Annotated in this window: 9 protein-coding genes; 7 read left to right on the plus strand and 2 right to left on the minus strand. The window is 65.8% G+C overall.

The features are described 5' to 3' along the window. The first annotated feature begins 29 nt into the window (after window positions 1-29). The 7 genes from ACK41X_RS12360 (at window position 30) to trxA (ending at window position 12556) form a co-directional block, all read left to right on the plus strand. The gene (locus ACK41X_RS12360) at window positions 30-479 is read left to right on the plus strand and encodes an RrF2 family transcriptional regulator (RefSeq protein WP_409723412.1); all 450 of its coding nucleotides are present in this window, start codon (window positions 30-32) and stop codon (window positions 477-479) included. Between the two features lie 141 nt (window positions 480-620). After that, on the plus strand, window positions 621-3128 hold the full coding sequence (locus tag ACK41X_RS12365) for an ATP-binding protein (RefSeq protein WP_409723414.1): 2508 nt from the start codon (window positions 621-623) through the stop codon (window positions 3126-3128). Between the two features lie 13 nt (window positions 3129-3141). Then, on the plus strand, window positions 3142-4671 hold the full coding sequence (gene tsaE / locus ACK41X_RS12370; RefSeq protein ID WP_409723417.1) for a tRNA (adenosine(37)-N6)-threonylcarbamoyltransferase complex ATPase subunit type 1 TsaE: 1530 nt from the start codon (window positions 3142-3144) through the stop codon (window positions 4669-4671). A 75-nt stretch (window positions 4672-4746) separates the two neighbouring features. Then, window positions 4747-5472: a nucleotidyltransferase family protein gene (locus ACK41X_RS12375; RefSeq protein ID WP_409723420.1), complete on the plus strand. Its 726-nt coding sequence runs from the start codon at window positions 4747-4749 to the stop codon at window positions 5470-5472. 108 nt (window positions 5473-5580) lie between these two features. Next, complete coding sequence (addB, locus tag ACK41X_RS12380; protein ID WP_409723423.1) at window positions 5581-8700, plus strand: double-strand break repair protein AddB; 3120 nt, start codon at window positions 5581-5583, stop codon at window positions 8698-8700. Further along, window positions 8697-12158, plus strand: coding sequence for a double-strand break repair helicase AddA (gene addA / locus ACK41X_RS12385; RefSeq protein WP_409723426.1), 3462 nt, complete (start codon window positions 8697-8699; stop codon window positions 12156-12158). The genes addB and addA overlap by 4 nt, the downstream gene beginning before the upstream one ends. A gap of 77 nt (window positions 12159-12235) precedes the next feature. Beyond that, window positions 12236-12556 carry a thioredoxin gene (trxA, locus tag ACK41X_RS12390; RefSeq protein ID WP_409723429.1) on the plus strand — a complete coding sequence of 107 codons (321 nt, stop codon included), beginning with the start codon at window positions 12236-12238 and terminating at the stop codon, window positions 12554-12556. 65 nt (window positions 12557-12621) lie between these two features. Here the strand turns inward: trxA and ACK41X_RS12395 are convergent, their stop codons facing one another. Together ACK41X_RS12395 and accD are read right to left on the minus strand one after the other, a co-directional pair. After that, window positions 12622-13938 carry a bifunctional folylpolyglutamate synthase/dihydrofolate synthase gene (locus ACK41X_RS12395; protein ID WP_409723432.1) on the minus strand — a complete coding sequence of 439 codons (1317 nt, stop codon included), beginning with the start codon at window positions 13936-13938 and terminating at the stop codon, window positions 12622-12624. 96 nt (window positions 13939-14034) lie between these two features. After that, window positions 14035-14931, minus strand: coding sequence for an acetyl-CoA carboxylase, carboxyltransferase subunit beta (gene accD / locus ACK41X_RS12400; RefSeq protein ID WP_409723434.1), 897 nt, complete (start codon window positions 14929-14931; stop codon window positions 14035-14037). Window positions 14932-15034: the final 103 nt, after the last annotated feature.

The raw sequence follows: 15034 nt of genomic DNA on the forward strand, positions 1-15034 counted from the left end.
ATAAACACACAAACGGTGAGTAAATTGGAATGCCGCTGATGTCGCGAAAAGGCATCCTGGCCATCGCAGCGGTCATCGACGTCGCGCTCAACTCGGATACCCGCCCGGTCTCTGCCAAAGCTCTAGCGTCCCGGCATGGCCTTCCGCCCCGGCATCTGGAGCCGGTCCTGCAGGCGCTGGTGCATGAGGGTATACTCCGCGGAGTGCGTGGTCCGCGGGGCGGCTACGAACTTGGTCGCACGACCGAAAAAATTACCGCGAACGAAATCCTGCGCGCGGCCGGGACTGTGGACGATTCGCCTGGCTCCCATATTCCCGGCTCGCGGCTGGTGGGCGATGTGGTGCTGCCGGCGCTCGCGCACGCCGAGCGGGCTTTCGCGGCCGCGCTTTCAACCATCTATCTCGACGAATTGGTGAAGCGGGCCGAAAATCACGTCGAACGCGGCCACCCCCCTGCCGTTCACGGTCTGGACTCTTAACGCGCGACTCTCCTTGAGGGTAAAGTCGACCGATTCGGACCGCGCGGCGCGGTCCGCTCGTTTGCGTCCACGTCAGTAAGGCTTTGCTCCGGACTACCGGTCTGGCGACGTGTCGTCATTTGGGGGAATGGGTAGGCGCGAATGATTCGGTCGACCGGCGGCGTTTGCAGCGCCGATCCGCTGTTGCGCGGATGTTTCGGCGCGCTCGTTGCGCTGTGGCCGGCGACGGCGATCGCTGCATCTTCCGTGCGGGATGCGATGCCGATCGACGATTTTCTGAGCGTATTCGCCGGCCTCGATCGCCATGAAATCGCAGTTCTGGCGCTCGTCCTCGGCGTCATGCTGTTTGCGGTCGTCACCGCGATCATGCTGCTGCGAGCCCGGCAACGCGCTGCAGCCGCAGACGCCGAAGCGCGGCGCGAGATTGCGGCACTGACAGCCGAAGTCGATCGGGTCAATGCGTTGCTGCTCTCGGAGCCGCAAATCGTCGTGGCCTGGGCGGCCGGCTCTGACCAGCCCGATATTTCCGGCGATGTCACGATCGTCACGCAGGCGACCATGCCGCAGCGCGTTCTGGCATTCGCTTCCTGGCTGCCCGCCGATCAGGTTCAACGCCTCGAAGCGGCCGTCGACAGACTGCGAGACGATGGCGAAGCGTTCGCGATGCCCCTGACAACGCTCGGCGGCAAAATCATCGAGGCCGAAGGCCGCGCCATCGGCGGGCGTGCCGTGATGCGGCTGCGCGACGTCAGCGGCTTCAAGGGCGAGTTCATGACCCTCTCCGCGAGGCACCAGCGGCTTGTCGGCGACATGATCGCGCTGCGCACGCTGATCGATGCCCTGCCCTTCCCGGTCTGGGCGCGTGATCAGGAGGGCCGCCTCGATTTCGTCAACGCCGCCTATGCCAGCGCGGTCGAAGCGCGCGACGCCACGGAGGCGGTCGAGCGCAATCTCGAATTGCTCGACAAATCCGCCCGTGACGACGCAGCGCGCATGCGCGAGGATGGCACGCCTTATCGTGGACGCGTTCCCGCGGTCATCGCCGGGGCACGGCGCATGTTCGACGTCGTTGAGGTGCCGACCCCCTCCGGCAGCGCTGCCGTCGGCATCGACGCGACGGAGATCGAGACGCTGCGCGACGACATAGCCCGCATGGTCGATGGCCATCGCCGCACGCTTGATCAACTGGCGACCGGCGTGGCCATTTTCGGCGCGGGCCAGACGCTGCGCTTCTACAACGAGGCCTATCGCGCGCTGTGGGATCTGGATTCGGCCTTTCTCGATCAAACTCCCACCGATTCGGCAATTCTCGACCGGCTGCGTGCGGCGCGCAAACTGCCGGAACAGCAGGATTTTCGTATTTGGAAAAACCAGCTTCACGAGGCCTATCGTACCCTGGAGTCACGCGAAGACCTCTGGCATCTGCCCGACGGACGGACGCTGCGCGTTGTCACCACGCCCAACACTGAAGGGGGCGTCACCTATCTGTTCGACGACGTCAGCGAGCGGCTCGACCTCGAACGAAGATTCGATGCGCTGATCCGCGTTCAGGGCGAGACGCTCGACAATCTCGCCGAAGCGGTCGCGGTCTTTGCGAGCGACGGACGGCTGCGGCTCTATAACCCGGCTTTCCAGCAGATGTGGAAATTGCCGGAAGAGGCCCTCGCCGAACGCCCGCATATCGAGGCGGTGATCGCCTGGTGCGCGCCGCTTCAGCCGGAAGACCAGACCATGCGCGCATTGCGTACCGCGGTCACCGCAATCGGTCAGCGCGATGCGGTCAAGGGACGCCTCGAACGGCGCGACGGCAGCATCGTCGATCTCGCCACCCTGCCGCTGCCGGACGGAGCGACGCTCGTGACCTTCCAGGACATCACCGACACCGTGAATGTCGAGCGCGCGCTGCGCGAGCGAAACGAGGCGCTGGAAACCGCTGACCGCGTCAAGATCGACTTCCTCCAGCACGTCTCCTACGAGTTGCGCTCACCGCTCACCAACATCATCGGCTTCGCGCATTTCCTCGGCGATCCTGCAACCGGGCCTTTGACCGCACGCCAGGAGGAGTATCTTGGCTATATTACAGTATCGACCAATGCCCTGCTCACCCTGATCAACGACATTCTGGACCTTGCGACCATCGACGCCGGCGCGATGACACTCAATCTCGGACCGGTCGATATCCGCAAGACCATGGACGCTGCGGCGGCCGGAATCCGCGATCGGCTTGTTAATGACAATATTAAGCTGAACATCGAAACCGAGCCCGAGGCGATCGGAACTTTTTCCGGTGACGAACGGCGGGTGCGGCAGATACTCTACAACCTTCTATCCAATGCGGTCGGCTTCTCGCCGAAGGGCGGCGTCGTTCGCCTGCACGCCGAACGCAACGAGAAAACAATCGTCTTCACTGTCACCGATCAAGGCCCGGGCATCCCTGCCGAGATGACCGACCGGGTCTTTGACAGGTTCGAGAGCCATCCGCTGGGATCGCAACATCGCGGCGCCGGGCTCGGGCTTGCGATCGTCCGCTCCTTCGTGCAACTGCATGGGGGCAGCGTGGATATCATGTCCGCGGTGGGGCAAGGAACCACAGTCGCCTGCACCTTCCCAATTCATCCGCCGGCGCAACAGAAAATCGCGGCGGCCTGACCAACGGCACGCGATGTCGGCTACGCAATCGGGCTTCACTGTCGCACTTCCGGACGAGCAGGCCACGCAGCGCTTTGCCGTGGAGATCGCCAACGCCCTGGAGCCGGGGGACCTGGTCACGCTGTCGGGCGATCTCGGCGCCGGCAAGACTGCCTTTGCCCGCGCGCTGATACGGTATCTTGCCGGCGACGCCGATCTGGCCGTACCGAGCCCGACCTTCACCCTGATGCAGATCTACGAATTGCCGCGCTTCACGCTGGCGCATGCCGATCTTTACCGGCTGTCAGACCCGAGCGAACTCGCCGAACTCGGTCTCGACGACATCGCATCAAGCGGGGTGGTTCTGATGGAATGGCCTGACCGCGCCGGCGCATGGCTGCCGGCGGACCGCATCGACATCGCTTTCGCGCTTGCTCCAGCGCGCGGCGACACCTGGCGCGACGTCTGCGTCACCGGCCATGGCAAGCTTGCGGGGCGGGTGGCGCGTATTGCAGCGCTGCGCGCGTTTCTTCAAGAGAACGGATACGCATATGCCGAACGATGGCGCATGCAGGGCGACGCCTCGACCCGCGTTTACGAGCGCATGCTGGTCGACGGCAAACCCGCAATCCTGATGAATGCGCCGCGGCGGCCGGACGGTCCGGCGGTCCGCGACGGCAAGCCCTATAGCGCCATCGCGCATCTCGCAGAAGATGTAAGGCCCTTTGTTGCGATGGCGGATGGCCTGCGCGCGCTTGGCTTCTCGGCGCCGGAAATTTATGCCGCCGACCTCGTCAACGGATTTCTCCTGGTGGAGGATTTCGGCACCGAGGCTTTTGTGTCCGGATCGCCACCCGCCCCGATCGAAGCGCGCTATATGGAGGCTGCCGATCTTCTGGCGGCGCTGCATGCCAAACAGGTGTCGGCCTTGCTGCCCTTGCCGGACCGCACCACCTATGCGCTGCCCGCCTATGACACGGAGGCCTTCCTGATCGAGGCCGAGTTGCTGCTCGACTGGTATGTGCCCCATCATGGCCTCGGTATCGACGAGGCGGGCCGCGCCGAATTCCGGCGGCTTTGGCTTGCTGCACTGAAACCCGCGCTCGACGGACAGCAGACCTGGGTGCTGCGCGACTTCCACTCGCCGAACCTGATCTGGCTGCCGGCCCGCGACGGCTACCGGCGCGTCGGCCTGCTGGATTTCCAGGATGCCGTAACCGGACCGGCCGGCTACGACGTTGCGTCGCTCTTGCAGGACGCCCGGGTCGACGTCCCGGAAGTCTTGGAGCGCGCGCTGTTCGCCCGCTATGTGCGCAGGCGCGGCGAGACCGATGCGACCTTCGACCCGGCGGAGTTCGCCGCCATCTATGCGGTCATGGCGGCTCAGCGCGCCACCAAGGTGCTGGGCATTTTCGCGCGCCTCGACCGGCGGGACGGCAAGCCGCAATATCTGCGTCACATGCCGCGCGTATGGCGCTATTTGCAGCGTTCGCTGAAGCATCCGGCGCTGTCCGCGCTTTCGTCATGGTACAAGGATAACGTGCCCGCCTTTGACGGGCTGTGAAATGCCGATCCGACATCGTCATTGCCGCGCCGAAGGCCGCCATGACAAGAAGGGGCGGTTGGGGGACTGATTCGGATGGCGCACGGCGTTCCGCAGACGGCGATGGTGCTCGCAGCCGGTTACGGCGAGCGCATGCGCCCGCTGACCAATACCAAACCCAAGCCTCTCGTGGAGGTGTCGGGCCGCCCCCTGCTCGATCACGTGCTGGACCGGCTGGCGCAGGCCGGGGTCGCGACCGCCGTGGTCAATGTCCATTATCTCGCTGACCAGATCGAAGCGCATGTGGCGAAACGGACCGCCCCGCGCATCGTGATTTCGGACGAACGCGACAAGCTGCTCGATACCGGCGGCGGCGTGGTCAAGGCGCTGCCGCTGCTCGGCAACGCACCGTTTCTCCTCGTCAATTCCGACAGCATCTGGCTCGACGGCACGCGCAGCAACCTGCAGCGCCTCGCCGCCGCCTTCGATCCGGCGCGCATGGATGCGCTGCTGCTGCTGGCGCCGTCCGCGACCAGCATCGGCTATGCGGGCCGCGGCGATTTCGCGATGGCGCCCGACGGGCGGCTGCGTCCCCGCGCCGAACGCGAAGTGACTCCCTTTGTCTATGCGGGTGCTGCGATTTTCTCGCCCGCGCTGTTCAGGAATGCGCCGCAAGGTCCGTTTTCGCTCAACCGCCTGTTCAATGAGGCGGCGGAAGCGGAGCGGTTGTTCGGGCTGCGGCTCGACGGCATCTGGATGCATGTCGGAACGCCCGATGCCATTGCGCTGGCGGAGCGCGCGATTTTGCAGAGCGCGGCGTAGCGGCAAAGCGTCGTCATGCCCGGGCTTGACCCGGCCATCCCGGTTTCTCCAAAGTGGCGGCAAGACGTGGATGCCCGCGACACGTGCGGGCATGACGGCCGAGAAAGAATGCTCACCTCCACATCCCGCCTGTTCACGATCCCGCCCTCCGTGCCGTTCCTGCCCGCGCTGATCGAGGCGCTGCTGGCGGGACGCCTGGTCCATGGATTTCCGGCTTCGAGCGATCCGATGGAACTGGCGCAGGCGACGCTCTATCTGCCGACGCGCCGCGCCTGCCGGCTGGCGCAGGACGTATTTCTTCAGGCGCTCGGCGGCGAAGCCGCAATTCTGCCGCGCCTCGTGCCACTGGGCGATATCGACGAAGACGAGATCGTGTTCGCTGAATTCGCCGGCGGGCCGTTGGCGGCCGAACGGCTGTCGTTGTCGCCGGCGATCGATTCGTTCGACCGCAAGGCGGCGCTGACGCGCTTGATCCTGCACTGGGCCGAGTTCGAAAAGCGCAAAGGCGAGCCGCTCGTGGTCGCGCATTCGCCGGAGGCGGCATTTGCCATGGCCGGCGAACTCGCGCGGCTGCAGGACGACATGATCACGCGCAATGTCGCGTGGTCGAAGCTCGATGGCCTCGTGCCCGAGGACTTGGATCCGTATTTCCGCGACACCCTGAAATTCCTGTCAATCGTTCGCGATACCTGGCCGCATCATCTCAAAGAAAACGGCTTGATGGATGCCGCCGCGCGGCGCGACGCGCTGATCGATGCGGAGACCGCGCGCCTGCAACGCGGCGTCACCGGCCCGGTCATTGCCGCAGGTTCTACCGCCTCGATGCCGTCGACCGCAAAGCTGCTGGCCGCCATCGCATCCTTGCAAAACGGCGCGGTGGTGCTGCCGGGGCTCGACACCGATCTCGACGAGGAGTCCTGGGACAGCATCGGCGGAGGCGAGGGCAGAAATCCCGCACCCGGCCACCCGCAATTTTCCATGCACGCCTTTCTCCAGGGCCTCGGTGTCAAGCGCCGCGACGTGACAACGCTCGTACCCGCCGCCGCGCATGGCCGCGAGCGTCTCGCCTCCGAAGCAATGCGGCCGGCCGAGGCGACCGACCGCTGGCGCGACACCCTCACGGACGACGGCTTTGAGGCGATAAAAGCGGCCGGATTTGATGGCATCGCCCTAATCGAAGCGCCGATCAGCGAGATCGAGGCGCTGGCGGTGGCGTTGGCGCTGCGTGAGACGGTAAGCGACGGGACGCCCGAAAGCGCGCATCGCACCGCAGCGCTGATCACGCCGGACCGCGCGCTCGCGCGGCGCGTGCTTGCGGCTTTGGAACGCTGGAACGTGCCGGTCGACGATTCCGGCGGCGATCCCCTCGCCGATACGGCTGCCGGCATTTTCGCGCGGCTTGCGGCCGAAGTGGCGCTCGGCGGCTGCGAACCCGTGCCGCTGCTGGCGCTGTTGAAACATCCACTCTGCCGGCTCGGGGGGCATCCCGGCTCGCTGCGCCCCGCAGTCGCTGCATTAGAGAGGGCGCTCCTGCGCGGACCGCGGCCGCGCGCGGGAGCCCACGGTCTCGACCACGCTCTGCAAAGCCTGCGCGCGGAACGCGAGACCTTGCATCGCCGCGATCCGCGGCGCTGGCTCTCCGACCGCGATCTCGACCGTGCCGCGGCGCTGATCGCCAGTCTGACGCCGGCTCTTGCTCCGCTCGCGGAGCTGCGCCAGACCGCCGCACTGAACGACATTGCAACACGGCACCGGGCCGTGGTCGCGGTGCTCTCGCGCGATCATCAATCCGAAGCCGCAGCTTTTGCCGGCCGCGACGGCGCGGCGCTCGAGGCCCTCTTTGCCACGATGGCGGCATCCGGCGAAGCGGCTCGCATCGCGGTTGCGCTGCATGACTATGCCGGCCTGTTTCGCGCGGCCGCATCCGAGCGCATGGTGCGCAGGCCCGGCGATCCTGGCGCGCGGGTGCGCATCTATGGTCCGCTTGAAGCGCGTCTGCAGCAGGCGGACCGGGTGGTGCTGGCGGGTCTGGTCGAGGGCGTGTGGCCGCCGGAGCCGCGCAACGATCCCTGGCTCAACCGTCCGATGCGCCAGCAACTCGGCCTCGACCTTCCGGAACGCCGGATCGGATTGTCGGCGCATGATTTCGTACAGGCGCTCGGCGCGCGCGACGTCATTCTCTCCTTCGCGGCAAAGCGCGAGGGCTCGCCGACCGTGATGTCGCGCTTCGTGCAAAGGCTCGCGGCCGTCGCCGGCGCTGACATGTGGTCGCAGGTGAAAGCGCGCGGCGCGGACTATCTCGACTGGGCGCGCGCGCTGGACCGCCCGGCCGCAGTCAAGGCGGCACCACGACCGGAGCCGCGCCCGCCGGTCGCGGCACGACCGAAGCAGCTGCCGGTCACCGACATCGAGCATTGGCTGCGCGACCCTTACACCATCTATGCCAAGCATATCCTCAAGCTGCAGCCCCTCGACCCGGTCGACACCCCGCCCGGTGCGCGCGACCGCGGCACCGTGATCCATCAGGCGATCGAGGCCTTCACCAAGAAGCACGCAAGCGGGTTGCCGACCGATCCGCACGCCGAATTGCTCACGCTCGGCCGCGAGGCCTTCGCCGAACTCGACGATTTTCCGGAAGCCAAAGCCTTCTGGTGGCCGCGCTTCGAGCGCATCGCCCGCTGGTTCGTGGAATGGGAGCACGAGCGCCGGACCAACGTGCAGACGGTCTATGCCGAAAGGAACGGCAAGCTCGAGGTCACGCCGGACTTCACGCTCACCGCGCGCGCCGACCGGATCGAGATGCTGAAGGACGGCAGCTTCGCGGTGCTGGACTACAAGACCGGGCGGCCGCCGTCGCCGAAGGAGGTTCGCGTCGGTTTTGCGCCGCAGCTCACGCTGCAGGCTGCGATCCTGCGTCACGGCAAATTCGAGGATGTGCCGGCCGGCGGCCCGGTATCCGAGCTTCTGTATCTGCGCCTCAGCGGTGGCGACCCCGGCGGCGAGACGGCCCCGCGCGATTTCGAAGATCTGCCCCTCGACACCGCCGCCGACCGCGCCTTCGAGAAGCTGCAGAAGCTGGTGGTGACATTCGCAGCGGAAGAGACGCCGTACATCTCGTTCTGGCGGCCGATGTGGGTCGGGCGCACCTATGGCGATTACGATCACCTCGCTCGCGTGCGCGAATGGTCGGCGACCGGCGGCGAATCCGATCCGGACATACCGGCATGAGCACGCGCAGCGCCACCAAAAAGCGGCCGCCCGATCACGTGGTCAAGCCGCAGCACACGGCATCCGACCCCGCGGTGTCGGCCTGGGCTTCGGCCAATGCCGGCTCCGGCAAGACCCATGTGCTGACCCAGCGCGTCATCAAGCTGCTGCTGCGCGGCGAGGATCCGGCAAAGATTCTCTGCATCACCTTCACCAAGGCAGCTGCCGCCAATATGGCGACGCGCGTCTTCAACACGCTGTCGGCGTGGACCGCGCTCGACGACGAAGGCCTCGACGATGAAATCCGCAGCATCGGGCTGATCCCGGACGATTCGCTGCGCACGCGCGCGCGGCGGCTGTTTGCGCTGGCGCTGGAAACGCCGGGCGGCCTGAAGGTGCAGACCATCCACGCCTTCTGCACCAGCCTGCTGCATCAGTTTCCGTTCGAGGCCGATGTCGGCGCCGCCTTCGAGGTGCTCGACGATACCACGCAGACGCAGATGCTCGAGAGGATCACGCTCGAGGTTCTGCTCGAAGGCGCGGACCGTCCGGACTCGGCCATCGGCCAGGCGCTCGCAGACGCCATCAAGGCTGCGGCCGACCAGACCTTTCGCGAACTGGTTACGGAGGCTGTGGCGAAGCGCGATGCGATCGAAAGTTGGATCGCGCGCACCGGGTCGGTCGATGCGGCGATTGCGGAACTTTCCGTTGCGCTGGGGATAAGCGACGCCGAGAGCGCGCAAGCATTGGAAGACGAAATTCTGTCAGGCGGCATTGATCCGGCACGCTGGCCAGCGATCGCTGCGGCCCTTGCAACGGGCAAGACGGCCGACAAGGAGCAGGGCAGACGATTTTTGGCCGCCGCTCAATCGACCGGGCCGAGTCGCATCGAATGTTACGTCTCGATATTCTGTAAAGCCTCGAATGCCGGCCTGCTCGGCCGCAGTTGCCGCAAGGATATCGTTACCGGCGACATAAAAAATTCCGACCCGGCCCTTGCCGAATTGCTGAACCGAGAGAAAGAACGCATTGGCGCCCTGCTCGAGCGCCTGCGCGCGGCGCAATGCCGGGACCGCACCCGCGCGTTGATCACAGTGGCGCATGAGGTGATCGCGCGCTACCGCCGCGAGAAAGCAAGACGCGGCCTGCTCGACTATGACGATCTGATCGACCGCACGCTCGCCCTGTTCGCGCGTTCGTCGGCGGCCTGGGTACTCTACAAGCTCGACCTCGGGATCAATCATCTCCTGATCGACGAAGCCCAGGATACCAGCCCCAAACAGTGGGAGATCGTCCGCACGCTGGTGTCGGAATTCACCGCCGGCGCAGGCGCGCGCGCGGCGAAGCGCACCATCTTCGCGGTCGGCGACGACAAGCAGTCGATCTTTTCCTTCCAGGGCGCCGCGCCGGAGAAATTCGGCGAGATGCAGAAGGCGTTCAAGAAAGATTTCGAGGCGGCGCAGCTCGAATGGCGCGACGTCAAGCTGCACACCTCGTTCCGCTCCGGCGAAATCATATTGCAGGCGGTCGACATCGTCTTTTCCCGCCAGCAAGCCTATGACGGCTTGTCATCCGACAAGACAAGCACCGTGCATGCGGCGCTGCCTGACAAGCTGCCCGGCCATGTCGATGTCTGGCCGCTGGTTCTGCCGGATACCAAGAACGACATCGAAGGCTGGGATGCGCCGTTCGATCAGACCTCAGAGCAAAGCCAGCAGGTCAAGCTCGCCAAGAAGATCGCCGCGCATGTCAAGCTCTGGCAGGCAGCAGGCACGCGCCCCGGCGACGTGCTGATCCTCGTTCGCCAGCGCGGCCCGCTCTTCGAGGCGATCATCCGCGCGCTCAAGGCGGAAAATGTCGCGGTCGCAGGCGCCGACCGCATGATCCTGCTCGATCATATCGCAGTGATGGACCTGATCGCGCTCGCCGACGCGCTGCTCTTGCCGCAGGACGATCTGGCGCTGGCGTCGGCGCTGAAGAGCCCGCTCTTTGGCCTGAGCGAAGACGACCTGTTCGCCATTGCGCATGATCGCGGTCCGCACTCGCTGCGCCAGGCGCTGTTCGGCAAGGCGGCCGACTATGCCGAGGCGACCGCGCGGCTGACGGCGCTCACCGACGCCGCGCTGCGCGACAGCCCCTTCACTTTTTACGCGCGTCTCCTCGGCGCCCACGGCGGGCGAAAGCGCATGCTCGAACGGCTCGGCCCCGAGGCCAGCGACGCACTCGACGAGTTTCTCAATCTTGCCCTCGACTATGAGCGCCGCGAAACCCCGACGCTGCAAGGCTTCGTCGCCTGGCTGCGCGCAGCGAAGGCCGAAGTGAAGCGCGACATGGAGATCGCGCGCAATGAAGTGCGGGTGATGACGGTTCACGGCGCCAAGGGGCTCGAGGCACATACCGTGATCCTCGCCGACACCACGACGCGGCCGGAAGGCTACAAGCCGCCGCGGCTGCTTGACGTGCCGCTTGGCAGCAATGGCGGGCTGGTCTGGGCAAAATCGAAAGATACCGACCCGCCGCTTGTGGCCGCCGCGAAAGAGGCTGCCAAGGAGGCCGGCATCGCGGAGTACAAGCGGCTCCTCTATGTCGCGATGACGCGTGCCGAACAGCGGCTCGTGATCTGCGGTACCGCCCCGACCGTCAAGAAGGACGGCGAGCCAAGCATCCCGGACGGCTGCTGGTATCGTCTCGTCACGGATGCCTTATGCGGCGAAGCTGCGCCGACCGTCGAAATCCCCTCCGAGGACCAGGACGGCACCATGATCCGGCGGCTGTGCAAGGATGTCCATGTGCCGGCGGGGCCGCGCCAGGACGAGCCGGCCCGCAGCGAAGCGCCGATGCCGGACTGGATCGCGATACCCGCCGCCGCAGAGACGCAGCGCCCGCTCACGATCAGACCGTCGGAGGCGGACGACGCCGAATGGCGGCCCGGCGGCGGCGAAAGCGAGCGCAAACAGGCGCTGGAACGCGGGCTGCTGCTGCATCGGCTGATCCAGTCGCTGCCCGATATCCCGCCCGAGCATCGCGCGGCGGCAGCGCAGGATTATCTGCGCCGCAATAGAAGATATCTCACGGAGCATGATTGCGCGGCTGTCGCTGCCGAAGCCTTGGCGTTGCTCGGGGATGCGCGCTTCGCCGCGCTGTTTGCGCCGGGCAGCCGCGCCGAGGTGCCGCTGACCGGCACACTCCCGCGCGAGGGGGGCGCGCCGTACGCGGTCACCGGCCAGATCGACCGCCTTGCGATCACCGACCGCGAAGTCCTGATCGCGGACTACAAGACCAACCGGTCGCCCCCGCAAGGTCTCGACGCGGTGCCGCGCAGCTACCGCCGCCAGCTCGCGCTGTACCGGGCGCTCCTGCAGCGGATCTATCCCGGCCGCACCGTCCGCGCGATCCTGATCTGGACCGAGACCGCGACCCCAACGGAGCTGCCGCCGGAGGCGCTGGATGCGGAACTTGCAACCCTCACCCCAGGGTGATGCAGGCTTGACCCCGGCAGGGGGGGTTCCTAGGTTCGGCGAACCAACTGAACATCCCCAGATTCGAAAGGTGAGACATGGCCGTTGGAAAGGTATCGGACGCGACTTTCGAAACGGAAGTCCTGAAAGCCAGCGGCCCCGTCGTGGTCGATTTCTGGGCGGAATGGTGCGGCCCGTGCCGCATGATCGCGCCTGCGCTGGACGAGATCCAGAACGCCATGGGCGACAAGGTGAAGATCGTGAAGCTCAATGTCGACGAGAATCCGGGCGTGGCGTCGAAATACGGCATCATGTCGATCCCGACGCTGATGATCTTCAAGAATGGCGAACTCGCCTCCCGCCAGGTCGGCGCCGCACCCAAGGCGAAGCTTGAACAGTGGATCAATGCCGCCGTGTGAGGCGCATATCCCGGATTGTTTGAACGGCCGGCCGGAAGGCCGGCCGTTTCCGCATTGAGAGCTGGTCATTCCGGCGGCGTGCCGTTGCGCCGGAGCACGTCGCCCGCGAGATAGAGCGAGCCGCCGATCAGGATGCGCGGCGGCGCATCCTGCGACACCGCGGCGATTGCCGTAAGCGCTTCCTCGACATTTGACGCGGCCTGCGCCGGGATGCCGACCCTTTCAGCGGCTTCCGCAATCTGCGAAGGCGCAACGCTGCGCTCCGCTTCCGGCACTGGCACCGCATAAAGGCGCTGCGCGAGCCCGCCGAAGCACCGCAGATAGCCTTCGAAATCCTTGGTGCCGAGCATACCGACAATCATGACAAGCGGTTTGGGCGCTCGCTCCTCGAGATCGGCGAGCGCCGCCGACACCGCACGGCCGCCGTCGGGATTGTGCCCGCCGTCAAGCCAGAGCTCGCTGCCGGGCGGCGCGAGCCGCACGAGTTGGCCTTGCGTCAGCCGCTGCATGCGGGCCGGCCAGTCCGCTTTGACCAGACCCGCTTCGTAGGTGCCGGGCGCGATCTTAAGTCCCGAGGCGCGCAACGCGGCGACCGCGACCGCCGCATTCACGAACTGATGCCGTCCGGCAAGCCTTGGTGCCGGCAGATCGAGCAGGCCGCCGTCATCCTGGTAAACCAGGCGGCGATGCTCCTCGCTGAAATTCCAGTCCTCACCTGCGATCAAAAGCGGCGCGCGCAACCGTTCCGCCGCGCGCGCGATCGCTGCCCGCGCCTCCGTGCTTTGCGGCGCGATCACCGCACGTACGCCGCGCTTCAGGATACCGGCCTTCTCGGCGGCGATGCTCTCGAGCGTGTCGCCGAGATACTCGGCATGATCGAGCGAAACCGGTGTGATGACGCTGAGCAACGGCGCGTCGACCACATTGGTGGCGTCAAGCCGTCCGCCGAGACCGACTTCGAGCAGCAGCACATCGGCCGGATGGCGCGAAAACAGCAACAGTCCGGCAGCCGTGGTGATTTCGAACACGGTGATCGGTTCGCCGCCATTGGCGCGCTCGCATTCCTCTATCGTGGCCCGCAATTCGGCATCGCCGACCAGCTTGCCGCCACCCTCGGCTGCAATCCGGAAGCGCTCGTTGAAGCGCACGAGGTGCGGCGAGGTATAGACATGCACATGGTGCCCGGCCTGCTCCAGGATGGCGCGCATGAACGCAATGGTGGAGCCCTTGCCGTTGGTTCCGGCAACGTGGATCACCGGCGGCAGATTGCGTTCCGGATGACCGAGCCGCTCCAGCAACCGCCACATCCGATCGAGCGACAGATCGATCAGCTTCGGATGCAGCGCAAGCAAGCGCGTGAGGATGTCGTCGAGACCGGACATGACGATCTGAATATCATGGACCGTTCGTCCCCGCGAAAGCGAACTCCCGGAAAAACGCCGGATACCTGCTTTTCAGGCGGTGAACGGAAAAAGCGGTCAAGCCTGCGCGGCCGCGGCTGCCGGGAGGCTGGCGCGGCCCGCATTGGGAGAGGCCTTTGTGAGCAGCTTGCAAATGCGGGCCAGCGTTGCACGCATCTCGTGCCGGTGCACCACCATGTCCACCATGCCGTGGTCCTTGAGATACTCGGCACGCTGGAAACCCGGCGGCAGCTTCTCGCGGATGGTCTGTTCGATGACGCGAGGACCGGCGAACCCGATCAGTGCACCGGGCTCGGCGATATGCACGTCGCCCAGCATTGCGTAGGAGGCGGTGACGCCGCCGGTGGTCGGATTGGTCAGAACCACGATGTAGGGCTTCCTGGCTTCACGCAGCATCTCGACCGCGACCGTGGTGCGCGGCATCTGCATCAGCGACAGGATGCCTTCCTGCATCCGCGCCCCGCCTGAGGCCGCAAAAAGTATGAACGGCGTGCCGCGCTCGACCGCGGTTTCGATGCCCTTGATGATCGCCTCGCCCGCGGCCATCCCGAGCGAGCCGCCCATGAAATCGAAATCCTGCACGCCGATCACCACCGGAATGCCTTCGAGCCGGCCGAAGCCGAGCTTGATCGCATCGTTCATCCCGGTCTTGGTGCGCGCATCCTTGAGGCGGTCGGCATAGCGGCGCTGGTCGCGGAATTTCAGGGGGTCTGCCGGCACCTCGGGAATACCAATATCGAGCCAGGTTTCGCCGTCGAACATCGACTTCAGGCGCGCGCTCGCACCCATGCGCATGTGGTAATTGGAGCCGGGGATGACAAACTGGTTCGCCTCCACGTCTTTGAAGAAAACCAGTTGCCCCGTTTCCGGACACTTGATCCAGAGATTTTCAGGCGTCTCGCGCTTCAGGAACGAGCGGATTTTCGGGCGGACGACGTTGGAAATCCAGTTCATTCAGCGAACTCTTTCTGCACGGTCATCGCCGGGCTTGACCCGGCCATCCACGTCCTTAGATACGTAACGACATGGATGCCCGGCACAAGACCGGGGGTGACAA

Origin of the sequence: Pseudorhodoplanes sp. (assembly GCF_046289595.1) — a bacterium.
GTDB lineage: Bacteria > Pseudomonadota > Alphaproteobacteria > Rhizobiales > Xanthobacteraceae > Pseudorhodoplanes.